The organism is Variovorax sp. AC194 (genome assembly GCF_979257995.1).
In genome coordinates, this window is sequence record NZ_OZ409823.1 from 2,816,712 (window position 1) to 2,841,855 (window position 25,144).

The 25,144-nt window shown below is 69.6% G+C and carries 22 protein-coding genes and 1 riboswitch; of the genes, 13 read left to right on the forward strand and 9 right to left on the reverse strand.

The genetic code is table 11. The features are described 5' to 3' along the window. The first annotated feature begins 45 nt into the window (after positions 1 to 45). A complete protein-coding gene (locus ACZYRS_RS13490) occupies positions 46 to 927 on the forward strand; it encodes a DMT family transporter (RefSeq protein ID WP_463419668.1) in 882 nt (293 codons plus the stop codon). Positions 928 to 941: 14 nt separating this feature from the next. Here the strand turns inward: ACZYRS_RS13490 and ACZYRS_RS13495 are convergent, their stop codons facing one another. Both ACZYRS_RS13495 and ACZYRS_RS13500 read right to left on the reverse strand, forming a co-directional pair. Continuing rightward, entirely contained in the window at positions 942 to 1,463 is a 522-nt protein-coding gene (locus tag ACZYRS_RS13495) for a CinA family protein (protein WP_463419669.1), read from the reverse strand. After that, positions 1,460 to 2,110, reverse strand: a complete 651-nt coding sequence (locus ACZYRS_RS13500) for a DJ-1/PfpI family protein (protein WP_463419670.1) — start codon at positions 2,108 to 2,110, stop codon at positions 1,460 to 1,462. Before ACZYRS_RS13500 ends, ACZYRS_RS13495 begins: the two co-directional genes overlap by 4 nt. Positions 2,111 to 2,304: 194 nt before the next feature. On the opposite strand from ACZYRS_RS13500, the gene phbB reads away from it, so the two are divergent. The 3 genes from phbB to ACZYRS_RS13515 all read left to right on the forward strand — a co-directional run bounded on the left by phbB (position 2,305) and on the right by ACZYRS_RS13515 (position 6,447). Further along, positions 2,305 to 3,042, forward strand: a complete 738-nt coding sequence (gene phbB / locus ACZYRS_RS13505; protein ID WP_093431499.1) for an acetoacetyl-CoA reductase — start codon at positions 2,305 to 2,307, stop codon at positions 3,040 to 3,042. Between the two features lie 126 nt (positions 3,043 to 3,168). Beyond that, positions 3,169 to 4,512 (forward strand): dicarboxylate/amino acid:cation symporter, encoded by a 1,344-nt coding sequence (locus ACZYRS_RS13510; RefSeq protein WP_463419671.1) that lies wholly within the window; start codon positions 3,169 to 3,171, stop codon positions 4,510 to 4,512. 225 nt (positions 4,513 to 4,737) lie between these two features. Beyond that, positions 4,738 to 6,447: a cation:proton antiporter domain-containing protein gene (locus tag ACZYRS_RS13515; protein WP_463419672.1), complete on the forward strand. Its 1,710-nt coding sequence runs from the start codon at positions 4,738 to 4,740 to the stop codon at positions 6,445 to 6,447. Positions 6,448 to 6,470: 23 nt separating this feature from the next. Here the strand turns inward: ACZYRS_RS13515 and ACZYRS_RS13520 are convergent, their stop codons facing one another. Beyond that, on the reverse strand, positions 6,471 to 6,875 hold the full coding sequence (locus tag ACZYRS_RS13520) for a hypothetical protein (RefSeq protein ID WP_198784607.1): 405 nt from the start codon (positions 6,873 to 6,875) through the stop codon (positions 6,471 to 6,473). Between the two features lie 136 nt (positions 6,876 to 7,011). On the opposite strand from ACZYRS_RS13520, the gene ACZYRS_RS13525 reads away from it, so the two are divergent. The 9 genes from ACZYRS_RS13525 (at position 7,012) to ACZYRS_RS13565 (ending at position 19,415) form a co-directional block, all read left to right on the forward strand. Next, the gene (locus tag ACZYRS_RS13525; protein WP_463419673.1) at positions 7,012 to 7,263 is read left to right on the forward strand and encodes a hypothetical protein; all 252 of its coding nucleotides are present in this window, start codon (positions 7,012 to 7,014) and stop codon (positions 7,261 to 7,263) included. An 87-nt stretch (positions 7,264 to 7,350) separates the two neighbouring features. Continuing rightward, positions 7,351 to 7,622, forward strand: a riboswitch (cobalamin riboswitch). 130 nt (positions 7,623 to 7,752) lie between these two features. Beyond that, positions 7,753 to 9,942, forward strand: a complete 2,190-nt coding sequence (locus ACZYRS_RS13530) for a TonB-dependent receptor (RefSeq protein WP_463419674.1) — start codon at positions 7,753 to 7,755, stop codon at positions 9,940 to 9,942. Between the two features lie 22 nt (positions 9,943 to 9,964). After that, positions 9,965 to 11,503: a PepSY domain-containing protein gene (locus ACZYRS_RS13535; RefSeq protein WP_463419675.1), complete on the forward strand. Its 1,539-nt coding sequence runs from the start codon at positions 9,965 to 9,967 to the stop codon at positions 11,501 to 11,503. Positions 11,504 to 11,575: 72 nt separating this feature from the next. Then, complete coding sequence (locus ACZYRS_RS13540; RefSeq protein ID WP_198784603.1) at positions 11,576 to 12,253, forward strand: energy-coupling factor ABC transporter permease; 678 nt, start codon at positions 11,576 to 11,578, stop codon at positions 12,251 to 12,253. Between the two features lie 96 nt (positions 12,254 to 12,349). Continuing rightward, positions 12,350 to 13,414, forward strand: coding sequence for a cobalamin biosynthesis protein CobW (gene cobW, locus ACZYRS_RS13545; protein WP_463419676.1), 1,065 nt, complete (start codon positions 12,350 to 12,352; stop codon positions 13,412 to 13,414). A gap of 12 nt (positions 13,415 to 13,426) precedes the next feature. Next, positions 13,427 to 17,239 carry a cobaltochelatase subunit CobN gene (gene cobN / locus ACZYRS_RS13550; protein ID WP_463419677.1) on the forward strand — a complete coding sequence of 1,271 codons (3,813 nt, stop codon included), beginning with the start codon at positions 13,427 to 13,429 and terminating at the stop codon, positions 17,237 to 17,239. Continuing rightward, complete coding sequence (locus tag ACZYRS_RS13555) at positions 17,236 to 18,312, forward strand: ATP-binding protein (protein WP_463419678.1); 1,077 nt, start codon at positions 17,236 to 17,238, stop codon at positions 18,310 to 18,312. Before cobN ends, ACZYRS_RS13555 begins: the two co-directional genes overlap by 4 nt. Positions 18,313 to 18,482: 170 nt before the next feature. Continuing rightward, on the forward strand, positions 18,483 to 18,950 hold the full coding sequence (locus tag ACZYRS_RS13560; RefSeq protein ID WP_463419679.1) for a vWA domain-containing protein: 468 nt from the start codon (positions 18,483 to 18,485) through the stop codon (positions 18,948 to 18,950). 162 nt (positions 18,951 to 19,112) lie between these two features. Next, the gene (locus tag ACZYRS_RS13565) at positions 19,113 to 19,415 is read left to right on the forward strand and encodes a DUF1090 family protein (protein ID WP_463419680.1); all 303 of its coding nucleotides are present in this window, start codon (positions 19,113 to 19,115) and stop codon (positions 19,413 to 19,415) included. Between the two features lie 18 nt (positions 19,416 to 19,433). Here ACZYRS_RS13565 and ACZYRS_RS13570 read toward each other — a convergent pair whose 3' ends face one another. The 6 genes from ACZYRS_RS13570 to ACZYRS_RS13595 all read right to left on the reverse strand — a co-directional run bounded on the left by ACZYRS_RS13570 (position 19,434) and on the right by ACZYRS_RS13595 (position 25,062). After that, positions 19,434 to 19,985 (reverse strand): SET domain-containing protein, encoded by a 552-nt coding sequence (locus ACZYRS_RS13570; protein ID WP_463419681.1) that lies wholly within the window; start codon positions 19,983 to 19,985, stop codon positions 19,434 to 19,436. Beyond that, positions 19,982 to 20,824 carry a GNAT family N-acetyltransferase gene (locus ACZYRS_RS13575; protein ID WP_463419682.1) on the reverse strand — a complete coding sequence of 281 codons (843 nt, stop codon included), beginning with the start codon at positions 20,822 to 20,824 and terminating at the stop codon, positions 19,982 to 19,984. The genes ACZYRS_RS13570 and ACZYRS_RS13575 overlap by 4 nt, the downstream gene beginning before the upstream one ends. A gap of 40 nt (positions 20,825 to 20,864) precedes the next feature. Further along, positions 20,865 to 22,049 (reverse strand): GAF domain-containing sensor histidine kinase, encoded by a 1,185-nt coding sequence (locus ACZYRS_RS13580; RefSeq protein WP_463419683.1) that lies wholly within the window; start codon positions 22,047 to 22,049, stop codon positions 20,865 to 20,867. Positions 22,050 to 22,149: 100 nt separating this feature from the next. Then, the gene (locus ACZYRS_RS13585) at positions 22,150 to 23,094 is read right to left on the reverse strand and encodes an ABC transporter substrate-binding protein (protein WP_463419684.1); all 945 of its coding nucleotides are present in this window, start codon (positions 23,092 to 23,094) and stop codon (positions 22,150 to 22,152) included. 22 nt (positions 23,095 to 23,116) lie between these two features. Beyond that, positions 23,117 to 23,968 carry a PA4780 family RIO1-like protein kinase gene (locus tag ACZYRS_RS13590; protein WP_198784594.1) on the reverse strand — a complete coding sequence of 284 codons (852 nt, stop codon included), beginning with the start codon at positions 23,966 to 23,968 and terminating at the stop codon, positions 23,117 to 23,119. After that, the gene (locus ACZYRS_RS13595; RefSeq protein WP_463419685.1) at positions 23,965 to 25,062 is read right to left on the reverse strand and encodes an N-acetyltransferase family protein; all 1,098 of its coding nucleotides are present in this window, start codon (positions 25,060 to 25,062) and stop codon (positions 23,965 to 23,967) included. The genes ACZYRS_RS13590 and ACZYRS_RS13595 overlap by 4 nt, the downstream gene beginning before the upstream one ends. Positions 25,063 to 25,144: the final 82 nt, after the last annotated feature.

A 25,144-nucleotide genomic window follows, 5' to 3' on the forward strand; every position in this document is an offset into this window, starting at 1 on the left:
CACCCGCTATTTAGCATCGTCCTTCGACATGACACAAGGATGCCGGTGAGCGCACTTCTTTCGGGTTTGCTGGCCGCGATCGTCTCCAGCGCCATGGGTGGCGCGGCGGTCGGCGCGACGCGCTTCGTCGCGGGTGCGATCGACCCCCTGGCATTGGGCTCGCTGCGCTTTGGCATCGGCTTCGTGCTGCTGCTGCCCCTGGCGATGCGCCGCCGGCAGAACTGGCCGCGGCCGCGGGCGATGCCCAGGGTGGTCGGTCTCGGGCTGCTGTTCTTCGCTGCGTTTCCGGTGCTGTTCAATCTGTCGCTGCACTTCACGACCGCGGCGCGCGGCGCGCTCGCACTGTCGACCTTGCCGCTGCTCACGATGGCGATCGCGGCGCTGCTTGGCGTGGAGCAGCTCACGGCGCGCAAATCGGCAGGGGTCCTCCTGGCGATGGGCGGGGTGGGCATGGCATTGGTCTCGGGCCTCGCGGCGGCGCCGGCCGGTGCGTGGCGCGGCGATCTCACGATGCTCGGGGCGGCGCTCTGCATGGCCTTCTACAGCGTCTGGTCGAGGCCGATGATCCGCGAGACCGGCCCCATACCGTTCACGCTGGTGGCGATGGGCAGCGGCGCCCTGTGCCTGGTCGCCGCAAGCGCATGGCGCGGCGGCTACGCACCGATGGCGTCGTTCGACAGCGGGCAGTGGCTGGCCATCGCCTACCTGGGCGTATTCGGTGGCGCGGTCGTCTTCTTCCTGTGGTCGTACGCACTCGCCAGGACCACGCCCACGCTCGTGGCGCTGTCGGTCACCGTCAACCCGATCGCCGCCGCCTTCGCGGGGTGGGCGCTGATGAACGAGCCGGTGCGCTGGAGCCTCGTCGCCGGGTTGCTGATGGTGTTTGCGGGCATCGCGATATCGAGCACCTCACGGCGCGCGGCATAGAACCGTTGGCGGAATCAGGCGGGGTTGTCTTGCGTCTGCAGCGTCTGGTCGAACAGCGCAAGGAGTTGCCGCGCGAACACCTCCATGTTCGCCGGACGGTCGGTGGTTCCGTTCTCGATGGTCCGGCTCACGGTGACAGCGCCTGCGACTGCCAGGCACACGTGCCCCGGCGCATCGCCATAGGGGCTGCCCGAAGGCCCGGCCGCGCCGCTCTCGCAGATGCCCCAGGTCGCGCGATGGCTCTCGCGGATGCGGGCCGCGATGAACCGGGCGTAGGGCTCGGTTTCTCCGCGCATGTCGCCGATGTCTTCACGCGTGAGGCCCAGCAGTGCCTTGCCGGCGCGCCGCGAATAGACGACCGCGCCGCCGAGGAAGAAAGCCGAGGCGCCGGGAATCGCGAGCAGGGCGGCCGAGACGAGCCCGCCCGCCGAAGACTCCGCGACCGCCACCGTCTGGCGCCGTTCGCGCAGCGTCGCGCCGACGCGGGCGGCGAGCACGGCGAGCGGCTCCAGTTCGGTCGAGGGTGCGGCGCTCACGGCGTCTTTCGCAGCGTGCCGCCCGGCTGGCGCACATACGCCGGCGCGCGCTCGTGGCTCGCCGTGCTGCCGTAGACCGTGTCCGCCGGGTAGTACTCGGCCTGCAGCTGCACCTTGGCCGCGGCTTCCTCGCCGGCGGTGTGGGCGATGAAGGCGAGCATCAGGTCGGTGCCGGCCGAGACGCCCGCCGAGGTCCACACGTCGCCATCCTGCACGAAGCGCTGCTCGACCACCTTCACGTCGCCGAGTGCGCGCAGGCGATCGAGCGAACCCCAGTGCGTGGTCGCGGTCTTGCCCGAGAGCAGGCCCGCCGCATGCAGCACGAAGGCGCCGGTGCATACCGAGAGCAACGCCTTGCAGCCCGGTGCCTGCGCGGCGAGGAACTGCACCATCGCGGGGTTGTCGACCTCGCGCCGCGTGCCCATGCCGCCGGGCACGAGCAGGTAGTCCAGCGGCGGACAGTCGGCGAACGACGCGTGCGGATTGATCGACAGGCCCTTGGCGCAGACCACCGGCTCGCGCTTCTCGGCAACGATGAGGCACTGCTGCGGGCCCGCCGCGAGCTTGCTCCACATGGTGAGCATTTCCCAGGGCCCGACGAAGTCGAGTTCCTCGACGTCGGGGAATACGATGATCCCGAAATTCATACTTTCGAACTCCTTGGCTGCCTGGCCGCTGCAAGAGCGTACAGACCTGAGCATATAGGTTGCACCCGCGCATCGCACCGTGACAGCTGGTTGCAAGCTTGGCTCAGTGTTTTCCTCAGAGGTCGGTGGCCTGAAAATGGCTAGAGTGAAGGCGGCCGTTCAGGCTTTTGCTAAGCACACATCAAGGAAATTTCATGAGCAAGAAAGTTGCATATGTCACCGGAGGCATGGGTGGCATCGGAACAGCCATCTGCCAACGTCTGCACAGGGACGGATTCACCGTGGTCGCCGGTTGCGGCCCTACGCGCGACCACGCCAAGTGGCTCGCCGAACAGAAAGCCGAAGGCTTCGAGTTCCACGCCTCCGTCGGCAATGTCGGCGACTGGCAATCCACCGTCGAGGCCTTCTCCGCCGCCAAGGCAGCGCATGGCGCCATCGACGTGCTGGTGAACAACGCGGGCATCACGCGCGACCGCATGTTCCTCAAGATGACGCCCGAGGACTGGAGCGCGGTCATCGAGACCAACCTGAACAGCATGTTCAACGTCACCAAGCAGGTGGTGGGCGACATGGTGGAAAAGGGCTGGGGCCGCATCATCAATATCAGCTCGGTGAACGGTGCCAAGGGCCAGGCGGGCCAGACCAACTATTCGGCCGCCAAGGCCGGCATGCACGGCTTCACGATGGCGCTGGCGCAGGAGCTGGCCAACAAGGGCGTGACGGTCAACACCGTGAGCCCGGGCTACATCGGCACCGACATGGTCAAGGCCATCCGCCAGGAAGTGCTCGACAAGATCGTGGCCACCATCCCGGTCAAGCGCCTGGGCGAGCCCAGCGAGATCGCCTCGATCATCTCGTGGCTCGCAACGGACGAAGGCGGCTACTCCACGGGGGCCGACTTCTCGGTCAACGGCGGCCTGCACATGCACTGAGCATGCTGACCGCGACCTGATCGAAAAACCCGCTTCGGCGGGTTTTTTCATTGGACAAATGTGGCTTCTACGAATGGAAAACACCTGATCCCGGCCTACAGTTCCCAACCCTTCCGGAGGCAAGTCATGGAACACACAACAAACACACCCGCCAAGAAGCTCCCGCTCTACCGCTCCCTCTACGTGCAGGTGATCACCGCGGTGATCATCGGCGTGCTGCTGGGCTACTTCTATCCCTCCACCGGCGAGGCGATGAAGCCCCTGGGCGACGGCTTCATCAAGCTCATCAAGATGATCATCGCGCCGATCATCTTCTGCACGGTGGTGGTGGGCATCGCCGGCATGGAAGACATGAAGAAGGTCGGCAAGACCGGGGGCCTGGCGCTCCTGTACTTCGAGGTCGTGAGCTCCATCGCACTGGTGGTGGGCCTCGTGCTGGTCAACGTGCTCAAGCCCGGCGTGGGCATGAACATCGACCCGACCACGCTGGACACCAAGGCCATCGCCGCCTACACCGGCCCGGGCAAGATGACCGGCACGGTCGACTTCATCCTCAACATCATCCCCAACACCCTCGTGGACGCCTTCGCCAAGGGCGAGATCCTGCAGGTGCTGCTGATCGCGGTGCTGTTCGGCTTTGCGCTGCACCGGTTCGGCGGCCGCGGCACGCTGGTGTTCGACGTGATCGAGAAGGGCTCGCACGTGCTCTTCGGCATCGTCAACTACATCATGAAGCTCGCGCCCATCGGCGCCTTCGGCGCGATGGCCTTCACCATCGGCAAGTACGGCGTGGGCAGCCTGTTCTCGCTGGGCAAGCTGATGGGCACGTTCTATCTCACGTGCCTCTTGTTCATCTTCGTGGTGCTCGGGCTCATTGCGCGCTTCCACGGGTTCAGCATCTGGAAATTCATCAAGTACATCAAGGAAGAACTCTTGATCGTGCTGGGCACGTCGTCCAGCGAATCGGTGCTGCCCCGCATGATGGAAAAGATGGAGAACCTGGGCGCGAACAAGACCTGCGTGGGCCTGGTGATCCCGACCGGCTACTCGTTCAACCTGGACGGCACCTCCATCTACCTCACGATGGCGGCGGTGTTCATCGCGCAGGCCACCAACACGCCGATGACGCTGGTGCAGGAGATCACGCTGCTCGCGGTGCTGCTGCTCACCTCCAAGGGCGCGGCGGGCGTCACGGGCAGCGGCTTCATCGTGCTGGCCGCCACGCTGTCGGCGGTGGGCCATGTGCCGGTGGCGGGCCTTGCGCTCATCCTGGGCATCGACCGCTTCATGTCGGAAGCGCGCGCGCTGACCAACCTGATCGGCAACGGCGTGGCGACCATCGTCGTGGCCAAGTGGACCAACGAGCTGGACACCGAGCGGCTGCAGGCGGGCCTGAACAACGAGAGCTGGGTCGAGTCCCAGGAGCCCGAAGTGCTCGAAGGCGGCCGCGACAGCAAGATGGTCGGCTGACCGACCACGGGCACCCCCACGGCGTGCCCGAGTGCGCAGGGCATCGGGTGTCCCCCGCAGCGAAATCAAGGAGGAGGGCGAAGCCCGGGGGACATTCGCGGAGGGGGACACCCGGTGGCCTGTGCACCCGCCCTGAATGCCCCTCCCTGAACACCCCTCCCGCAACGCCCTTCAAGAAGGCCGTGTGAAATAAAAGGGCACGCATCGTTCCTGCAAAATGCAGCGATGCCGCACAGCGTCTCCCTCATCAACACCATCGCCGCCGGCCTCGGCCTCGCGCTGGTGTTCGGTTTCCTGGCGGCCAAGCTGCGGTTGCCGGCCCTCGTGGGGTACCTTCTCGCGGGCGTGATCATCGGCCCCTTCACCCCCGGCTTCGTGGCCGATGCAAGCATTGCCGCGCAGCTCGCCGAAATCGGCGTCATGTTGCTGATGTTCGGCGTCGGCCTCCACTTTTCCCTCGACGACCTTTTGGCCGTGCGCAAGATCGCGCTGCCCGGCGCTCTGGCGCAGATCGCCGTGGCCACGCTGCTCGGCGGCGGCCTGGCGCTCTGGTGGGGCTGGAGCCCCGGCGCCGCGCTGGTGTTCGGCCTGGCGCTCTCGGTGGCCAGCACGGTCGTGCTGCTGCGCGCGCTCGAGAGCCTGGGCATCCTCGACTCGTTCACCGGCCGCATCGCCATCGGCTGGCTCGTCGTCGAAGATCTGGCCATGGTGCTCGTGCTGGTGCTCATGCCGCCGCTGGCCGGCGCGCTCGGCGGCACCCCCGACAACGGCGGCGGCCCCGCCGATCCGCTGTGGCAGACCCTGGGCCTCACGCTGCTGCAGGTCGGCGGCTTCGTCGCGCTGATGCTCGTGGTGGGCCGGCGCGTGTTCCCCTGGATCCTCTGGCAGGTCACGCGCACCGGTTCCCGCGAGCTCTTCACGCTGTGCGTGGTGGCCGCCGCCGTGAGCATCGCCTTCGCCTCGGCGGCGCTCTTCGGCGTGTCGTTCGCGCTCGGCGCCTTCTTTGCCGGCATGGTCATGCGCGAGTCGCAGTTCAGCCACCGCGCGGCGCAGGAATCGCTGCCGCTGCGCGATGCGTTCGCGGTGCTGTTCTTCGTGTCGGTGGGCATGCTGTTCGACCCCTCGGTGCTGATCGATCGCCCGCTGCAGGTGCTCGCGGTCGTGCTGGTGATCGTGCTGGGCAAGTCGCTCGCGGCCTGCGCGCTGGTGCTGGTGTTCCGCTACCCGCTGGCCACGGCGCTCACGGTGAGCGCGAGCCTCGCGCAGATCGGCGAGTTCTCGTTCATCCTCGCGGGCCTGGGCGTCTCGCTCGGTCTGCTGCCGGTCGAGGGGCAGAGCCTCGTGCTCGCGGGCGCGCTCATTTCCATTGCCACCAATCCGCTGTGGTTCAGCCTCATCGCGCCGCTGCAGAAATGGCTGCATGCCCATTCCTCGTTCGCGCGCGGGCTCGAATCGCGCACCGATCCGCTGGCCGAATTGCCGATGAGCACCGAGGCGCGCTACCTCTCGCGCCAGGTGGTGCTGGTCGGCTACGGGCGCGTGGGGCGCCGCATCGCGGCCGAGCTCGAAGCGAACGACATTCCCTACGTGGTGGCCGAGCAGAACCGCGAGCTGGTCGAGAAGTTGCGCGAGGCCGGCGTCGCCGCCGTCTGGGGCGATGCGGCGGACCCGGCGGTGCTGATCCAGGCGCACATCGCGCGCGCCCGCGTGCTGGTGGTGGCCACGCCCGATACCCTGAACGTGCGCCAGATGATCGAGACCGCGCGCACGCTCAACCCGTCGATCCAGACCGTGATCCGCAGCCACAACGAGCAGGAAGCCAAGCTGCTCACCCAGGAAGCGTCGGTCACCGTGTTCCTCGGCGAGCACGAACTCGCCCAGGCCATGGCGCGCGACGTGGTGCAGCGCGCGGTGTCGATGGCCGTGCCGGCTTGAGCGCCGAAGGATCCGCTACCCGTTCAGAGGTCTTCGATGACCAGCGTGCGGTAGCGCTGCGCGATGGAGTAAGGGACGGTACGAACCAGTTCCATCAGGCGGTTGGCCGCCTCTTCGTTCTGGGTCTTGATCAGGAGGCCCGTGTGGCCTTCGCGCGCGAGCTTGGTGTAGGCGCGCACCGTGGCGCCCTCGGTGCCCGCGGAGGGCAGGGGGTTGTCGGCGTCGCTCACGGTGGGCGAGATTTCCGCCAGCACCGTGGCCGCAGGAAGAAGGTAGACCTCGTCGCCGCTCACGCCGCTTTCGATCAACCGGTGGCCGATGCGGTCGGCGTCCTCCGCGCTCGGGAACATCACCATCGAATAGCCGGTCGGATAGAACGCGCCGCCGATGCTCGCCCGCATGTTGGATTCAAGGGTGAAGTGCTTCATGTTGCCTCCTGGTTTTGATGAAGGTGCCTGAAACAACCTTAGTTCCCACCCCGCGCAAGCTCTGTAGGAGAAGCCCGGAAGCTCCGGAAGCTGTCAACCGCGCTGTTGTCCCAGTCATTGACAGAAATACGCTGCCATGAAACGCATCCCCATGCCCCTTCCCCGCAACATCGCGCTGACCGTCCACGAGTTGGAGGTCGGCGAGTTCTATTGGGTGCTGATGGAAGAAACCGTGGACGGCACCGGCGCAGATGCGACCGGCGACCAGCGCCACGTCTACGTGCCGCTGGAGGCGGCCCATGACCCCTACGCCAGCTACTCGAACGCACTGGTGGCCGGCGTCGCGGTGATGCGGCGGCTGTTCGGCACCGAAGGCAAACCCGCCTGAGACGCATCGAGCGGCGGTCGCGGTCCTCGCGCCGAGGCCGCTCCCTATAATTCCGCCGGTCGGGTTGTAAGCTTTTCTTAGCAAGACCACCCACACGGTTCGAAGGTGCCCCGCATGCCATTCAGTGGCCTGGGGGTTAAACGGGAAGCAGGTGCGCTGCGTCTTCACGGACGCATCCATTCCTGCGCTGCCCCCGCAACGGTCAGCGGATCTGGAAAACCTCGCGTCGATGCCCCCTGCGGCATCGGCAGCCACTGCGCTTCGGCGTGGGAAGGCGAGGGTTTCGGCTCCGATGCGCACGCACAGTGCCATCGAAGCGCTCCGCAAGCCCGGATACCGGCCTTCGCAACCGCCATCGGACGCTGCGGGAGTGCGGGTCCGGGCATGCCGCTTCGCCCCTCGCGCGACCGGCCCGCCCGCTAGCCGCCTCCCTCGACGTCCTCATTCGGTCAGGAGCCTGCGGGGACGCAGGTCGCGAGGAGAAGTCACATGGGTCAAGCATCGCCGGCGCGCGATCGCACGGACGCGCCGCTGCAATGGGCACGCCTTTCGGGTCTTTCATTGGGGTTGAGCCTGGCTTTCGCGCCAGGCGGCGCCCTGGCGCAATCGGGTGAGGCAGCGGGCGACAGCCGCAGCAACAGCGGTCTCGCGCCGGTGCAGGTCGAGGCCAGCCGCCGCTCGCCGCTGGCCATCGACGAGCCCTCGCACACCGGCAGCCGCCTGGGCCTCACACCGTTGGAAACCCCCGCGAGCATCGAGGTGCTGACCGGCGACACCATCCGCGCGCGCGGCGACGTCTCGGTGATCGATGCCGTCACCCGCGCCACCGGCATCACCGGCTCGCCCGGCCCCGGCAACGGCGGCACGGCGCTGGCGGCACGCGGCTTCAGCGGCCACGGCTCGGTGATGCAGCTGTTCGACGGCACGCGCCTCTACGCGGGCGCGGGCACCGTCACCTTCCCGTTCGACACCTGGTCGGTCGACCGCATCGAGGTGCTGCGCGGCGCCGCCTCGGTGATGTTCGGCGAGGGCGCCATCGGCGGCGCGATCAACGTGGTGCCCAAGAAGCCCACGCGCGGCCCGATCCAGAACGAGGCGCTCGTCACCGCCGGCTCCGACGCCACGCGCCAGGTCGCCTTCGGCAGCGGCGGCGCCATCAACGACATGCTCTCCTACCGCTTCGACATCAGCCACCGCAAGACCGACGGCTTCATGGTGCGCGGCGATGCCGAGAGCCTGGCCGTGGGCGGCGCGGTGCGGCTGGATGTGTCGCCGCAGCTGCAGTTCACGCTCTCGCACGACGAGGGCCGCCAGTCGCCGCAGCGCTACTACGGCGTGCCGCTCATCAACGGCCGCGTGAGCAGCCTCAGCCGCGAGCAGAACTACAACCCCGACGACGCCGAGATCAAGTACCGCGACCGCTGGACCCGCTTCGATGCGCAGTGGATGCCCAGCGACGCCGTCACCGTGCGCAATCAGCTCTACCGCCTGGACAGCAAGCGCCACTGGCGCAACAGCGAGACCTACACCTACAACGCCACCACGCGCCGCGTGACGCGCGGCGATTACCTGGAAATCGGCCACGACCAGGAGCAGACCGGCAACCGCACCGACGCCACCTTCAGGCATTCGCTCTTCGGCATGAAGAACCAGGTGCTGGTGGGCTTCGACGCCAACCGCATCGACTTCCTGCACACCAACGACTCGCCCTACGGCGGCCGCTCGGTGGTGGACCCCTTCGTCTTCAACCCCGGCGTCTACACCTCGCCGGTGGCCTACACGCCGCGCTACAAGACCAGGACCAGCACCTACGCCTTCTTCGCCGAAGACAAGCTGGCCTTCAACGAGCAATGGTCCGTGGTCGGGAGCCTGCGCTGGGACCACGCGAAGATCGCGCGCACCGACCTGCAGAGCGCGGCCAACAACTTCCAGAAGACCTTCGTCTACGGCACGGGGCGCCTGGGCGTGGTGTACGCGCCCGATGCGTCGCAGTCGTTCTACGCGCAGGTGGCGCGCGCGGCCGACCCGCTGGGCTCGCTGGTCACCACCTCGGCCTCGCAGGCCACCTTTGACCTCAGCACCGGCAAGCAGGTCGAGGTCGGCTACAAGCGCCAGCTGGCCGATGGCCGCGGCGCCTGGACCGTGGCCGCCTACCGCATCGAGAAGAAAAAGCTGCTCTCGCGCGACGCCAACGACCCGACCGTCACGCAGCAGATCGGCCAGCAGTCCTCCGAAGGCATCGAGGCCACGCTCGACCTGGCGCTCACCTCCACGCTCCGGCTCGAGGCCAACGTGGCCAAGCTGCGCGCGCGCTACGACGACTTCAACGAGGCCTCGGGCCGCACGCTCATCTCGCGCGCCGGCAACACGCCGGCCGGCGTGCCCGAGGAGGCCGCCAACCTCTGGCTCAACTGGCGCTTCATGCCGCAGTGGGAGGCCGAGTTCGGCGTGCGCTACGTCGGCCCGCGCCAGGTCGATGCGGCCAACTCGCGCAAGATCGGCTCCTACACCGTGGCCGACGCAGGCGTGAGCTGGCAGGCGAGCCCGTCGCTCAAGCTCGCGTTCCGGGCCTACAACCTGGCCAACCGCACCTACCCGGTGTCGTTCTCGAACAGCGGCAACCAGTGGCTGCTGGGCCGGCCGCGATCGTTCGAGCTGTCGGCGCTGGTGAACTTCTGATGAACTTTCGATCGGTCCGCGCATGACCTCCGCATGGCGCCGCGCCTGGCCCCGCATCCGCCACTGGCTCTACTGGACGCACCGGTGGCTGGGCATCGGCGGGTGCCTCCTGTTCGTCATGTGGTTCGTCTCGGGCGTGGTGATGATGTACGTGGGGTATCCCAACCTCACGGACGAGGAGCGCCTGGCCGGCCTTCGCCCGGTGCGCTTCGAGGAGGCGGTGGTCGCACCATCCGCCGCGCTCGGTGCGTTGCCCGAGGCGCTGCGCGCGCAGCCGCCGCGGCGCATGGCGCTGGAGACGCAGGGCGGCGCCGATCCGCAGCCCGTGTGGCGCATCGTCGATGCGCGCGGCGGGCGGCATGCGGTGTCCGCGCGCGACGGCCGCGTGCTTGGGCCGGTCGATGCCGCGCGGGCCGAGGCCATCGCCCGCGACTTCTCGGGCCAGCCCGGCGCGCGCTGGGCCGAGACGCTGGAGCGCGACCAGTGGACCGTGCCGCAGGGCCTCGACCCGCTGCGCCCGCTGCACCGCGTCGAGGTCGGCGACGCGGCCGGCACCGAGCTCTACGTGTCCTCGCGCACCGGCGAAGTGGCGCGCGACACCCACCGTGCCGAGCGCTTGTGGAACTGGCTGGGCTCCGTGCCGCACTGGATCTACTTCACGCCGCTGCGCGCCGACCCGCCGCTGTGGCACGACGTGGTGGTGTGGCTCTCGGCCGCCTGCATCGTCTCGGCGGTGACGGGCATCGTCATCGGCATCCTGCGCATCCGGCTGCGACGGCGGTTTCGCAACGGTGCGGTCACGCCGTACACGGGGTGGATGGCCTGGCACCACATCGCGGGCCTCATCGGCGGCTTCTTCGTGCTGACCTGGATCGTGAGCGGATGGCTCTCGATGAACCCCAACAAATGGTTCGAGCGCAACCGCGGCGACGCGACCGCGATGGCCAGCTACACGGGCGCCGGGTCGTCGCCTTTCCCCTGGCCGCCGATGCAACTGCCGGCAGGCGAGGGCGCCGCCGCGCCGCGCGAAGCACTGCCGATGTGGTTCGACGGCCGCCCGCTGCTGCAATTGCGCGATGCAGAGGCCCGCGTGCGCGTGGTCGACGCCGCCACGGGCGCTCCCGCATCCATCGCCCGCGACGACATCGTGCGCGCCGCCGCGCGCCTTCGCCCCGGGGCCGGCGTGACGCAGGCCACGCTGCAGACGCGCGAAGACTTCCACTGGTACGGCCACCACCGCGAGCGCACCGTGCCCATCTGGCGCCTCGAATTCGACGACGCCGCGCGCAGCTGGATCTACATCGACCCGTCCAGCGGCCAGGTCGCCGGCAGCAACGACAGCAATTCGCGCCTGCGCCGCTGGCTCTTCAACGCCGCGCACAGCCTCGATTTTCCGTGGCTCATCCACCACCGCCCCGCCTGGGACATCGTCGTGTGGCTGCTGTCGATCGTCGGCACGGTCGCCTCGGCCAGCGGCGTGGTGATCGGCTGGCGGCGGCTGCGGCGCAAGCCCAGGGCGCCGGCCGTGTCCGGAGCGTCGCGCGCGCTCCAGCGTTCATGACGGCGCTTGCGTGATCCATCCCATCCACCAACAATCAACTTTCGCACTGCGGTGCACTACAGGAGGTGCTCGATGCACATCGAACCAGGTCTCGTCGACGGATCCAAGATTTTCCTCAGCTACGCGACGGCAGCCGCCGCGCTGGCCTACACAGGCAAGGTGGCCTTCGACACCCTCGTGAAGGACGGCCCCGCCGCCCTGGCGCTGCGCTCGGCGATCGCCGTGGCGCTGGTGTTCTGCTTCTTCGAGGTGCTGCCGCACCACCCGGTGGGCGTGTCGGAGGTGCACCTGATCCTCGGCACCACGCTGCTGCTGGTGTTCGGGCTCGCGCCCGCGGCCATCGGCCTGGCGGGCGGGCTGCTCATCCAGGGCCTGTTCTTCGAGCCGCAGGACATCCCGCAGTTCGGCATGAACGTCACCACCTTGCTGGTGCCCCTGTTCGCGACGGCGGCGCTTGCGCGGCGCATCATTCCCGAGAACGTGGCCTATGTGGACCTGAGCTACCAGCAGGCCTTCAAGCTGTCGGTGGCCTACCAGGGCGGCATCGTGGTGTGGGTCGGCTTCTGGGCGCTCTACGGACGCGGCACGGGCCTGGAGAACCTCGGCCAGATCGCCAGCTTCGGCGCGGCCTACATGACCGTCGTGCTGGTCGAGCCGCTGGTCGACCTGGGCGTGCTGGCCGCGGCCAAGGGCTGGCGCCGACTGCAAGGCACCGTCTTCGTCGAGCGCCGCCTGTACGGCGGCGTCTGAGCCGAATCCATCGCACGCGCGCCGCAGTCCGCTTGCGGCGGGCCGTAGCGTGCCGCCCCTTCTCTTCGCGCTCCGGCGCCTGAAAACCTCCATTCCATGACACAGAGCAACGCCAAGATTCCCGTCACCATCGTCACCGGCTTCCTCGGCAGCGGCAAGACCACGCTGCTGCGCCACATCCTCGGGAACGCCGAGGGCCGCCGCATCGCGGTGATCGTCAACGAGTTCGGCGAGCTCGGCATCGACGGCGAGATCCTCCGCGGCTGCGGCATCGGCTGCGACGACGAAGGCAACGAGCGCGAAGGCGCGCTGTACGAGCTGGCCAACGGCTGCGTGTGCTGCACCGTGCAGGAAGAGTTCCTGCCCGTGATGCTGCAGCTGGCCGAGCGCCGCGGCGACATCGACGCGGTGATCATCGAGACCTCGGGCCTGGCGCTGCCCAAGCCGCTGGTGCAGGCCTTCCAGTGGCCGGACATCGCCAACATCTTCACCGTCGATTCGGTGGTCACCGTGGTCGACGGCCCGGCCGCCGCCTCGGGCCAGTTCGCCCAGAACCCCGAAGCCGTCGACGAAGCGCGCCGCGCCGACCCCAACCTGGACCATGAATCGCCGCTGCACGAGCTCTTCGAAGACCAGCTCTCGGCCGCCGATCTCGTGGTGCTCAACAAGACCGACCTGATGGACGACGCCATGCGCGCGCAGGTCGAGGCGCTGGTGCGCGAAGAGCTGCCGCCCGAGGTGAAGATCGTCGCCGCGAGCGAAGGCAAGCTGCCGCTCGCGCTGCTGCTGGGCCAGGGCCGCGCGGCCGAGACCACGATCCACCTGCGCGAGAGCCACCACGACCACGAAGAAGACCACGACCACGACGAGTTCGACTCGCTCGTGATCGAGCTGCCGCCGGTGGACCGCGACGTTCTCCTGGCCGCGCTCGCCGCGCTGGTCGAGCAGCACACCATCTACCGCGTGAAGGGCTTCGTCGCGATTCCGGGCAAGCCGATGCGTTTGCTGGTGCAGGGCGTGGGCCGCCGCTTCGACCACCACTTCGACCGCCGCTGGCGCGACGACGAGGCGCAGCGCACGCGCCTCGTGTTCATCGGCGAAGACCTGGACGAAGCGGCACTGCGCAAGGCGCTCGAAGGCGTGGCCGCCGTGCCCGCCTGACGGCCTGACCGCATGCACCTGCTGAGCACCCAGCCCGGACGCTTCGTCGAAGACGACAGCGTCGTCACCCGGCTCGACCAGACGCCGGGCGACATCGTGGTGCTCAGTTCGGCCGACACCACGCTCGCGCTGCTGGCCGCCGCGCGCACCGCGCTGGCGGCCACCGATCCCGGCTACCCGTCGCTGCGGCTGGCCAACCTCATGTACCTGCGGCAGCCCGCCTCGCTCGACCTGTACGTCGATGAGGTGCTGCAGCACGCGCGCGTGGTGGTGGTCGATCACCTGGGTGCCGAATCGGCCTGGGCCTACGGGCTGCAGCAGCTCGAAAAGCTCGCCAAACGCAAGGGCCAGCAGCTCGCAATGTTCTCGGGCGACCTGCAGGAAGACGAAGACCTGCTCGCGCGCAGCACCGTGCCGCGCGCGGTGAGCCGCCAGCTCTGGCAGTACACGCGCGCGGGCGGCGCGGGCAATGCGATGCAGTTCCTGCGCGCGGTGGCCTTCCACGGCCTCGGCCATGGCGAGGCGCCGCTGCCGCCGCGCAGCCTGCCGCAGGTCGCGCTGCATGTGCCGCGCGGCATCGATGCGGCACACACCGTCGCCGGCATCGACGACCTGCGCGCCGGGTGGCACGCGGATGCGCCGGTGGTGGCGCTGGTGTTCTACCGCTCGCACCTGCTGTCGGGCAACACGGCGGCGTTCGATGCGCTCGCGGCCGCGCTGCATGCCGAAGGATTGAACCCGCTGCCGGTCGCGCTCGATTCGCTCAAAGACCCGCTGTGCCTCTCCGCATTCCGGGGCCTTTGCAGCGAACACGACGTGCAGCTCGTGCTCAACACCACCGCCTTCGCCGCGCTCGGGCAGGGCGCGCAGGACGACGCGGGCGAGGCCATTGCATTGGCTGGCGATGCCCCGGTGCTGCAGGTGATCGTGAGCGGCGGCAACCGCGAAGACTGGCTGGCCGACAGGCAGGGCCTGCGCCCGCGCGACATCGCGATGCAGATCGCCTTGCCCGAGATGGACGGCCGCATCATCACGCGCGCCGTGAGCTTCAAGGGTTTGTCGCACCGCTGCGAACTCACGCAGACCGAGGTGGTGAGCTACCAGCCCGAGCCGGACCGCATCGCCTTCGTCGCCGAGCTGGCGCGGCGCTGGTGCAGATTGCGCAGCCTTCCTGCGGCTGACAAGCGCGTCGCGCTGATCCTCGCGAACTACCCCGGCAGCGAAGGCCGCATCGGCAGCGGCGTGGGGCTCGACACGCCGGCCTCGGTGATCGCCATTCTTCGTGCGATGCAGGCCGAGGGCTACGTGCTCGGCGATGCGATTCCGGCCGATGGCGATGCGCTGATGCGGACGCTGCAGCAGGGCATCGCGAACGATCCGGCCCAATGGTCCGCGCGCCCCGCCTGGCAGAGCTACGCGCTCGCCGACTACCGCGCGCGGCTCGCGGCCCTGCCCGAAGGCATGGCCGAAGCCATCGACGCGCGCTGGGGCACACCCGAGCAGGACCCGATGCTGCGGCAAGGCCGCTTCATGATCGCCGGCCTGCGGCTGGGCCGCGTGTTCGTCGGCATCCAGCCCGCACGCGCACTCGGCAACTTGGGCGCGGGGGATTACGGGAGCTACCACGACGCCGAACTCGTGCCGCCGCACAGCTACCTCGCGTTCTATTTCTGGCTGCGCGACGTGTTCGCGATCGACGCGGTCGTGCACGTGGGCAAGCACGGCAACCTCGAATGGCTGCCGGGCAAGAGCATCGCGCTCGCGCAGACCTGCTGGCCCGACGCGATCCTCGGGCCGCTGCCCAACGTCTACCCCTTCATCGTCAACGACCCGGGCGAGGGCGCGCAGGCCAAGCGCCGCACGCAGGCGGTGATCGTCGACCACCTGATGCCGCCGCTCACGCGCGCCGAGAACCACGGCCCGCTGCAGGACCTGGAGCGCCAGGTCGACGAGTACTACGACGCGCTGCTGGTCGACGCGCGCCGCGCCAAGGTGCTGCGCGCGCAGATCCTCGCGGCCGTGCGGGCGCAGCACCTGGTCGAGGAGCTGGGCATGCCGGGCGCGCAAGACGATGCGGTGCTCGCGCGCGTCGATGCGTATCTGTGCGAGCTCAAGGAAACGCAGATCCGCGACGGGCTGCATGTGTTCGGCGCGTCGCCCGAGGCGCGGCTGCGGCGCGACACGCTGCTCGCGCTCGCGCGCTATCCGTCCGCCGATGGCACGGGTGCGAACGCCGGGCTGTTGGGCGCGCTGGCGCAAGACCTGCTGCCGGGCGAAGCCTTCGACCCGCTGGACATCGACGCGGCCAAACCGTGGCAGGGCGCGCGTCCGGCGTTGCTGCAATCGGTGAGCGCTGATGCGTGGCGGCATCACGGCGACACGCGCGAGCGGCTGGAGTTGCTGGCGCAGCAGTTGCTGGAAGCAAACGCCTGCCCGCCCGACATGCCGCACACAGCGGCCGTGATGGGCCGCATCGAGCGAAGCCTTGCGCCCGCACTGGACGCTTGCGGCACGCAGGAACTGCATCAGCTTTCACGCGCGCTGCAAGGCCGCTTCGTGCCTCCGGGCCCGAGCGGTTCGCCTTCGCGCGGCCGGCCCGACGTGCTGCCCACCGGCCGCAACTTCTACGCGGTCGATACGCGCGCCATCCCCACGCCCACCGCCTGGATGCTCGGCCTCAAGTCCGCCGCGCAGCTGGTCGAGCGCCACCTGCAGGAGCACGGCGACTACCCCGTGGCGCTGGGCCTTTCGGTCTGGGGCACGGCCACGATGCGCACCGGCGGCGACGATCTCGCGCAGGCCTTCGCGCTGATCGGCGTGCGGCCCAAGTGGGCGCCGGGCAGCCAGCGCGTGGTCGACTTCGAGGTGCTGCCCACGGTCGGCCTCGGGCGTCCGCGCATCGACGTGACGCTGCGCATCTCGGGGTTCTTTCGCGATGCCTTTCCCAACGCGGTGCAGATGTTCGACGCCGCGGTGCAGGCCGTCGCATCGCAGGAAGACGAAGACGCCGAGCGCAACCCGATCCGCGCGCGCATCCTGCGCGAAGCCGCCGCGCTCGAAGCAGAAGGCGCGACCGCCGAAGACGCGCGCACGCAAGCCGGCTGGCGCGTGTTCGGCTCCGCGCCGGGCAGCTACGGCTCGGGCTTGCAGCCGCTCTTCGACCACGGCGACTGGCAGACCGACGACGACCTCTCCAGTGCCTACGTCGGCGGCAGCGCCCACGCCTACGGCCAGGGCAGCGACGGCGTGCCCGCGGCCGATGCGCTGGTGCGGCGCCTGCGCGCGATGAACGTCGTGCTGCAGAACCAGGACAGCCGCGAACACGACCTGCTCGACTCCAACGACTACTACCAGTTCCAGGGCGGCATGGCCGCCGCCGTGCGCCACCTGAGCGGCCAACAACCCGCGATGTACCACGGCGACCACGGCAACCCGCAGGCGCCGCGCGTGCGCACGCTGAAGGAAGAAATCAGCCGCGTGATCCGCGCGCGCGTGGTCAACCCCAAGTGGATCGATGGCGTCAAGCGCCACGGCTACAAGGGCGCCTTCGAGATGGCCGCGACGGTGGACTACCTCTTCGGCTTCGACGCCACCGCGCGCGTGGTCGGCGACCATCAGTACGCGATGGTGGCCGATGCCTACGTGCTCGATGCCGCCACGCGCGACTTCGTCAATGAACACAATCCGCGCGCGCTGCACGACATGTTGAGCCGCCTGCTCGAAGCCATGCAGCGCGGCCTCTGGCAGTCGCCCGGCGACTATCAGGCCCAACTCGAAAACCTGCTGCTCGACCACGAGCAGCAGATGGAAGGAACGCTCCCATGACCACTGCCGCGCCCATGCCGGTGCCCTTTCCCTTCGCCGCGATCGCGGGCCAGCCGCAGTTGCGCCAGGCGCTGCTGCTGGCCGCGGTCGATCCGGGCCTGGGCGGCGTGCTGATCGAAGGTCCGCGCGGCACGGCCAAGACCACGGCCGCGCGCGCGCTGGCCGAGCTGCTGCCGGGCGCGCCCTTCGTCACGCTGCCGCTGGGCGCGAGCCTCGAAAGCCTCGTGGGCACGCTCGATCTCGGGCAGGCGCTCGCGGGCCATGCGCTCAAGTTCGCGCCCGGGCTGCTGGCACGCGCGCACGGCGGCGTGCTGTACGTGGACGAAATCAACCTGCTGCCCGATGCGCTGATCGATTCGCTGCTCGATGCGGCCGCGAGCAGCGTCAATGTGGTCGAGCGCGACGGCATCTCGCACCGGCATGCGGCGCGCTTCGTGCTGGTCGGCACGATGAACCCGGAGGAGGGCACGCTGCGCCCGCAGCTGCTCGACCGCTTCGGCCTGTGCGTGCAGTTGCGCAACATCGAGGACGCGGCCGAGCGCCAGGCCATCGTGCGCGCGCGGCTCGCGTTCGATGCCGATCCGCAGGGCTTTCGCGCGAAGCACGCGCAGGCCGAAGCCGAACTGGCCGAGGGGCTCGCCAGGGCTCGCGCCGTCGTGGCGGACGCATCGGCACTGCCGTATGGCGATGAAGTACACGAAGCGGTCGGCGCGCTGTGCATCGCCGCGCAGGTCGACGGCTTGCGCGCCGACCTCGTGATGCTGCGCTCGGCGCGCGCGCTCGCGGCGTGGGAGGGCGCGGCGGCGATCACCGCCGATCATGTGCAGCGCGTGGCCGAAGCCGTGCTCTTGCACCGTCGCAAGCCTGAAGCCGAAGGCGCGGCCCCCGCGCAAGCACCTGCGAGGCAGGCCCCTCAGCCCGCGGCGGATAAGAACGGCGCAGGCCAGAACAACGCAGGCGATCAGGACTGGGGCGCCATGCCCCCCGAACCCGTCGGCATCGAACGCGTCAAGCCACTGCGCCCGCTGATCCCTTCGCAAACCGCACCGCAGGCCGCCCCAAAAAAAGCCTGAGCCTCCGGGACGCCGCACCCGCTGGCGCACGTCAGGGCGACTGGAGGCAAGGCAAACAAAGGGACGCATGGCACGGCGCCGCATCGCCGGGCGCCGCGCTCGACTGGCCGCGCACCTTCGCGGCGCGGGGCGCCGACACGCTGCGCGCGGAACACCTGCGCCGCCGCCCGTTGCAGGCGCGCAGCGGGGCGCTGCATTGCTTCCTGCTCGACTGCTCGGCCTCGATGCGCAGCGACGGCAACCTCGCGCGCGCCAAGGGCCTGCTGCTGTCGCTGATGGAAGAGGCCTACCAGCGGCGCGATCACGTCGCGCTCTTGTGCTTCGCCGGCGATGTGGTCGAGCTGCGCCTGCCCCCGCGCCGCGCGAGCGCGTGGAACGACGACTGGGTGGCGCCCATCGCAGCCGGCGGCGGCACGCCGCTTGCGCTCGGCGTCCAGCGCGCCGACCAACTGCTTGCGCACAGCGCGGCACGCCAGCGCTGGCTGTGGCTGCTGACCGATGGCCGCAGCAGCGAGAGCCCCGCGCGGCCCGAAGCGGCCGATTTCGCCTGCGTGGTCGATTTCGAAGCGGCGCGCATGCCGCTGCACCGGGCGCAGCAGCTGGCCAGCCGATGGCAGGCGCGCTACCTGCCGGCCTGAATCACAGGAATCGACAGCGCATTTCGCAGCGCACCGATCGATCGAGACCCGGTGCATGGCCCGCACGGCATAGGGCCGGGCGCCCCCGACGCGGGGTGTTTCGGGTACCTTCGCGGCATGCGCTTCAAACCCTGCTTCCTGCCCCTTGCATGGGCCCTGGCCATGCCCGCCTTCGCACAGACGGCGCCACCCGTGCCGGTGGACGCGGCCGATTGCAAGGCGCAGGAAGCGGTGCTCGAGCGCGACATGGCGCTCGCCCGCTCCCGCGGCCAGATGCTGCGCCGGCGCGAGCTGGGCGACGAACTGGCCGCGCTGCAGGCGCGCTGCGTGGCGCTCGTGCCGCCCGTACCTGCGCAAGGCCGCGCGGCGCGTATCGAGAAGCTGGAGCAGGAAATCCGCACGCTGCGCGCGGAGCTCGATCGCGCCGAGGAGCAGTTGCGCGGCCTCAGGAGCGAATCGCCCTGAGCGCCTTGCGCCTCAGCTTCACCAGGGCAGGTCGCTGAGCGTCGCCGCGGCGCCCTTTGCCGTCACCGGGCCGTCCGGCTCAGACGCGGTTTCCGCGTTCTCTACGGGCGCCAGCATCGTCCCGCGGCAGTTCGGCGAGCCGCAATGGCAGGGGTACTTCGAGGGCGGCGAGCCGTCGTCCGCCGTCAGCGAATAGTCGATGAACAGCTCGTCGCCCGCATCCACGGCCACCAGCGTCTGGAACTTCAGCACCAGCTCGCCGGCGTCGTCGTACTCCTCGACGGCCTCGCAATTCGGCTCGCAGGCGTGGTTCAGGTGGCGCGTGCCGTTGCCGCCCTTGGCGCCGTCGATGGTCTCGTGGTTCGACAGCGTGAAGAGGTACGTGAGCTGGTCGTTCCAGACCTTGGTGGCGATTTCCTGCTTCGAATAGCGGCGGCCTTCGTAGAGGCCGAGGAAGGCCTGCGCCGGCAGGTCGCGCGTGGCGAAGGCGCCCAGGCCGTGCACGCCGCTGGGGCCGACGCGGATGAACGGAGTGGAGGAGGTGGCAGGCTGTTTGTGGCGGGATTTCATGGAGAGGGCTGGACGTCGACCGGCTCGATTGTCAACGCCATGTCGATCTGGCGGATGACAGCCGTCGCGCCGCGCGCGGTGGCTGCATGGAAGAGCGGGCTGCCGGTCGGCTCGTCCACCAGCCGCCAGCGGGTGCCGGGGCGGGTGGCCGCGAGGGCGTCGAGCAGGTCGTGGGCTGCGGCTTCGTCGAGGGCCGCTGCGTCGAGCAGGGCGTTGCCGGCGGGCGCAACGACGGCATACGCGACGAGCGCGGTGCCACGCGTCACGCCGAGCGCGACGGCGCTTTCGTTGTCGATGGCGTCCAGCACGGTCGGCAGTTCGCGGCGCCATGTGGGGCGGGACAGGGCTGCACACGCCGTGTGCACGGCCGCGAGGTCGGCGTGGTCCAGCTGCCTTGCCGCGATGGCGCCGCGCGCCTCGAAACTGCCTTCCAGCACGTCGAGCGTGCGCAGTTCATCGAAGCCCGCCTGACCGTAGAGCACTCGTGCCGGGTTCTGTTCGATGACTTCGAGAAAGACGCGATGCAGCCCCGCCTTCGACCACGCCTCGGCCTGCGCCGCCAGAAGCAGCCGCGCCAGCCCCTGCCGCCGGTGCGTGCCCGCGATGCCGAAGCCCGCGAGGTAGCCGCGCTGTCCGCGCCGCCCGGCGAGCGAGATGCCGCAGGCGGTGCCATCGGCCACGATCACCCGCGACAGCGCGAGGTCCACCACCGCACGCCGCAGGTGCCGCGCGAACAGCGGCTCGTCGAAGCGCACCGGCACGAAATAACCCTCGTAGGCCTGGTTCCAGAGCGCCGTGAGTTCGCCGCGCGTGAAGTCCGCGGCGGGGACGACCGCCATGCCGGTCCTGTGCATTGCCTGCCCTTTTGGAAAGATGAAATCAGCCGACGGGAAGGACCGCCACGAAGCAGGTGCCCTCCGCCGCCGACGAGGTGACTTCCAGCGTGCCGCCATGGGCAGAGACGATTTCCGCGCAGATGTACAGGCCCAGCCCCAGCCCGCCGCCGGGCTTGCTGTTCGCGGGGCGCCAGTAGGGCTGGAAGATCTTCGGCAGGTCGTCCGGCGGAATGGGGACGCCGCCGTTGCTCACCGACAGCACGAGCCGGTCGTCTTCGAGCGCGGCGCGAACGACGATGGGGTCGTGCGGCCCGCCGTGCGTCACCGCGTTGCCGATCAGGTTGGACAGCACCTGCTGGATGCGCGGCGGGTCGCAGCGCACCACGCGGTTGATCGACAACTCGTCGCGGATGTCCAGGTGCGGGTTGGACGCGCGCGCCTCGTCGATCACCTCCTTCAGCCCCGAGGCGAGGAAATCGGCGTCGCGGATCGCCAGGCCCATGCCCGAGCCCAGCCGCACGCGCGCGAAGTCGAGCACGTCGTCGATGAGGCCGGACATGCGGCGCGTGCTCGATTTGAGCCGCGTGCCGAGCTTCACGAGGTCCGGCTCGGCCTGGCGGCGGATCAGCAGCTCGGCCGCCGCGCCGACCGCGGACAACGGGTTGCGCAGGTCGTGGCCCAGCACGGCGATGAACTGCTCGCGCAGCTCGGCCGTGGCGCGCTCGGACTGCAGCGCGACTTCGGCGCGCTCCCGGTGGGCTTCGTTCTCCAGCTGGCGCGCGATCAGGTCGGCGAAGGCGGTGAACATCGCCACGGTGCGCGGGTCGGACACGTTCGCCGGCCGGGGGTCGATGGCGCACAGGTTGCCGAAGTAGTCGCCGTTGGTGTAGACGATGGGCACCGAGATGTAGCTCTCGATGTTGTAGAGCCGGGGCGTGTGGTGGTCGCGGTAGGTGGGGTCGGTGCTCGCGTGGTCGATGACCACTGGCAGCCGCACGGCGCGCGATTCCTTGCAGAGCGTGGTTCCCACCTCGAGTTGGCCGCCGGGCTTCAGGCCGAACTGGATGGTGTCTTCCACCGCGCAGGCGGTCCAGGTGCCATCGGTCACGCGGGCCACGGCGGCGAAGCCCATGCCGGTGTTCTGGCAGATGATCTTCAGCAGCGAGGGCACCGCGCTGATGCGGCCGACGGCGGACACGTCCCGCGCGATGGCTTCTGCGCTGTCCACGAGGGCAGCAGGGGTGGCGGGGGTCGGTGCAGGGGTCAAGGTGTCCGGAATGGTACGTCAGCACCCGTCCAGCGCCCAGTGTCGTGTGACGTGTCCGGGTTCAGCGCCGCGGGTCGCCCAGCGAGGCGAGGCAGCCCACGATGGCGTCGGCCGCCTCGTCCAGCCGGGGGCCGGGGCGCATCATGAGGTCGAAGCGCGCCGAGGCGAAGCTGCAGACGCGCCCGCGCTGGATCGCGGCCATGGCCGACCAACCGGGCCGCGCCGCCATCGCCGAGATCTCGCCCAGCGCCGAGACCATCAGCACGTCGGGGTCGGCGCGCACCACGAATTCGGGGCTCATCCTGGGAAAGGGGCCGAGCGTGCCCGGCACCGCGTTGGCCAGGCCCAGGCGCGCCAGCGTCTCGCCGATGAAGGAGCTTTCGCTCGCCGCCGCCACGCCCCCGTGCACCTCGAAATACACGCGCCGCCCCCGCCAGCCCGCCGGCACGCGGGCGCGCGCCGCGTCGAGCCCGGCATCGAGCCGGCGCCAGAAGGTCTCGCCCGCGCCGGGCTTGCCGGTGGCGCGGGCCACCGTTTCCATCACCCGCCGCATGTCGGCATGGGTCTTGGCGTCCAGGGCCAGCACCTTGATGCCCAGCCGCTCCAGCGGCTCGGCCACGCGGCTGCGCGGGCGCAGCAGCACCAGGTCGGGCTTGAGCGCGACGATGCGCTCGATGTTCGCGTCGTCCATGCCGCCGACCTGCGGCAGGCCCTTCACCGAGGCCGGCCAGTTGGCGTGGCGATCGATGCCCACCAGCCGGTCGCAGGCGTCCAGCGCGCAGACGGTCTCGGTGAGCGAGGGCATCAGCGAGACGATGCGTTTGGCCGGCGCCTGCAGTTCGAGCGTGGTGCCGCGGTCGTCTTCGAGGCGAATGCCGCCGGCATGGGCCACATGGGCCGCCGAGCCGACGCCCAGCGCCACGAAGGCCGCGGCCCTGGCGATGTGGCGAACGGCGGTGGCGGCGGTCGAGAAGGGCTGGCGCTGGGGGAGGGCGTTGGAAGTCATCGGAGCGGGCGTGGTCGGCCCGCTATTGTCGTGGCGCCTGCATGCGCACGAGCCGCGCCGCTTCTTCCGCGCGCGCGTCGTCCACCTCGCGCAGCACGTTGCTCAGGTCGACCGGGCCGGTCTCGCGCACGAAGGTGCCCGCGAGCTCCGTCTCGGGCCTGAGCAGGCCGCGCTCATAGAGCTGCCAGATCTCCTCGCCGTAGTGCGTTTTCAGCAGCGCGGGCGCGAACTGGCCGAAGAAGTTGCGCAGGTTCTCCACGTCGCGCAGCAGCATGCGCCTGGCGTGGTTGTTGCCCGCGGCATCCACGGCCTGCGGCAGGTCGATGATCACCGGGCCGTCCTCGGCCAGCAGCACGTTGAACTCCGAAAGGTCGCCGTGCACCACGCCCGCGCACAGCATGCGCATCACCTCGCGCAGCAGGCTCGCGTGGTGGCGCAGCGCGTCTTCGGGCGAGAAGGCCACGTCGTTCAGGCGCGGCGCGGCGTCGCCGTTGGCGTCGGTCACCAGGTCCATCAGCAGCACGCCTTCCAGGAAGTTGTGCGGCGTGGGCACCCGCACGCCGGCCGCGGCCAGGCGGTAGAGCGCATCGACCTCGGCGCTCTGCCAGATGGCCTCGGTCACCTTGCGGCCGAATTTGGTGCCCTTGGCCATGGCGCGGGCCTCGCGGGTGTTCTTCACGCGCCGGTTCTCGGTGTAGTCCACGGCCTGGCGAAAGCTGCGCTTGTCGGCCTCCTTGTAGACCTTGGCGCAGCGCGTTTCCTCGCCGCAGCGAACGACGTACACCATGGCCTCCTTGCCGCTCATCAGCTGGCGCACGACCGAGTCGACGAGGCCTTCGTCCACGAGGGTCTGCAGTCTCTGGGGTGTCTTCATGTGCGTGCCTCCCGCGAAGTCAGTGGTCGGGTCGAGAGGAAGGCCCTCAGGCTTTCCGTGCCGATCTGGTAGGCCCCATCATGCCTGTGCGGCGCAAAGCCCAGCTGCCGGTTGATGGCCAGCATGGGCGCGTTGACCTCCGCGTTCTGCGTGACGGCCATCACCACCCCGGGGTGGCGCTCCCGCACCAGCTGCAGCATCACCGCCTTCACGCCCTTGGCCAGCCCCTTGCCTCGCCAGCGGCGGGCGACGGCGGTCAGGCGCTGGAACATGCGGTCGGGGTAGAGCCGGTTCCAGCTCGCATCGCACACCGCGGCCACCTCGTCGCCCTCACGCAGCAGCACGAGGAAGTGCTCGCCGCCGCGGCGGTCGATCTCGGCGTACCAGGCGCGAAAGTCCGCGAGCTCGAAGCGCATCGGCGCGCGGGCGAGGCCGGTGGTGGGCGCGTCTTCGAGCAGCGCCGACAGCGGCGCCATCAGCGTGGCGAGCCGCTCGAAGGGCACGCGGCCCGCGTGGATCTCCAGGCAGAGGCCGTGCGCCGGCGCGAGCGCTTCGGCGCGCCAGCGGGCGAGGGCGGCGTTGTCCAGGCCTGCGAAGGCCATGCGGTTCTCCATGCTGCGGTGCTTTTCGGTGGCACCGATCGCGGCAAGGAAGGCGTGGCTCTCGGGCAGGTGGACGTTGAAGGTGGCCGTGGTCTTGCCCTGCGTGTCCATCAACGCCAGCAGTTCCCGCAACAGGAGGCTGCCGACGCCTTGCCGCCGGTGGGATTGCCGCACGCCGCCCGCGACATTGACGAAGGGCGCATGGGCTTCGCAGTCGGGCGTGCCTTCGCGGCGAACGCTCATGTTGATGCTGCCTGCGATGTGGCCATGCGCGTCGCGCGCAACGATGCGGTGCATCTCATGCAACGGCATGGGCTGCTGCATGAATTGCTGGGCGTGGACGTCGCTGGGCAGCGGCTCGTGCGGAAAGTCTTCCTCGTTGCGAAGACGCCAGTAGGCAAGGTACTGCACCCACTCCGCGGCGGACGCGAGGTGCGGATCGAAACGGGAAATCGCGAACGGCCGCGCATCGGCGGCACGGGTTTCAAGCATGGTGGGCCTTGATTCGAAAAGGGAACGGATCGCGCGCGGCACTTGCGTGCCAGCGGCGGCGTTTGAATCGGGCGGTTGTGTC

Excerpts from the sequence above, each read along its gene's own strand:
- ACZYRS_RS13500 (WP_463419670.1), bottom strand. The coding sequence starts at position 2,110 with ATGAATTTCGGGATCATCGTATTCCCCGACGTCGAGGAACTCGACTTC.
- ACZYRS_RS13575 (WP_463419682.1), bottom strand. The coding sequence starts at position 20,824 with ATGGCGGTCGTCCCCGCCGCGGACTTCACGCGCGGCGAACTCACGGCG.
- phbB (WP_093431499.1), top strand. The coding sequence starts at position 2,305 with ATGAGCAAGAAAGTTGCATATGTCACCGGAGGCATGGGTGGCATCGGA.
- cobW (WP_463419676.1), top strand. The coding sequence starts at position 12,350 with ATGACACAGAGCAACGCCAAGATTCCCGTCACCATCGTCACCGGCTTC.
- ACZYRS_RS13585 (WP_463419684.1), bottom strand. The coding sequence starts at position 23,094 with ATGACTTCCAACGCCCTCCCCCAGCGCCAGCCCTTCTCGACCGCCGCC.
- ACZYRS_RS13520 (WP_198784607.1), bottom strand. The coding sequence starts at position 6,875 with ATGAAGCACTTCACCCTTGAATCCAACATGCGGGCGAGCATCGGCGGC.
- ACZYRS_RS13590 (WP_198784594.1), bottom strand. The coding sequence starts at position 23,968 with ATGAAGACACCCCAGAGACTGCAGACCCTCGTGGACGAAGGCCTCGTC.
- ACZYRS_RS13570 (WP_463419681.1), bottom strand. The coding sequence starts at position 19,985 with ATGAAATCCCGCCACAAACAGCCTGCCACCTCCTCCACTCCGTTCATC.
- ACZYRS_RS13535 (WP_463419675.1), top strand. The coding sequence starts at position 9,965 with ATGACCTCCGCATGGCGCCGCGCCTGGCCCCGCATCCGCCACTGGCTC.
- ACZYRS_RS13540 (WP_198784603.1), top strand. The coding sequence starts at position 11,576 with ATGCACATCGAACCAGGTCTCGTCGACGGATCCAAGATTTTCCTCAGC.
- ACZYRS_RS13555 (WP_463419678.1), top strand. The coding sequence starts at position 17,236 with ATGACCACTGCCGCGCCCATGCCGGTGCCCTTTCCCTTCGCCGCGATC.
- cobN (WP_463419677.1), top strand. The coding sequence starts at position 13,427 with ATGCACCTGCTGAGCACCCAGCCCGGACGCTTCGTCGAAGACGACAGC.
- ACZYRS_RS13530 (WP_463419674.1), top strand. The coding sequence starts at position 7,753 with ATGGGTCAAGCATCGCCGGCGCGCGATCGCACGGACGCGCCGCTGCAA.
- ACZYRS_RS13510 (WP_463419671.1), top strand. The coding sequence starts at position 3,169 with ATGGAACACACAACAAACACACCCGCCAAGAAGCTCCCGCTCTACCGC.
- ACZYRS_RS13525 (WP_463419673.1), top strand. The coding sequence starts at position 7,012 with ATGAAACGCATCCCCATGCCCCTTCCCCGCAACATCGCGCTGACCGTC.
- ACZYRS_RS13515 (WP_463419672.1), top strand. The coding sequence starts at position 4,738 with ATGCCGCACAGCGTCTCCCTCATCAACACCATCGCCGCCGGCCTCGGC.
- ACZYRS_RS13565 (WP_463419680.1), top strand. The coding sequence starts at position 19,113 with ATGCCCGCCTTCGCACAGACGGCGCCACCCGTGCCGGTGGACGCGGCC.
- ACZYRS_RS13595 (WP_463419685.1), bottom strand. The coding sequence starts at position 25,062 with ATGCTTGAAACCCGTGCCGCCGATGCGCGGCCGTTCGCGATTTCCCGT.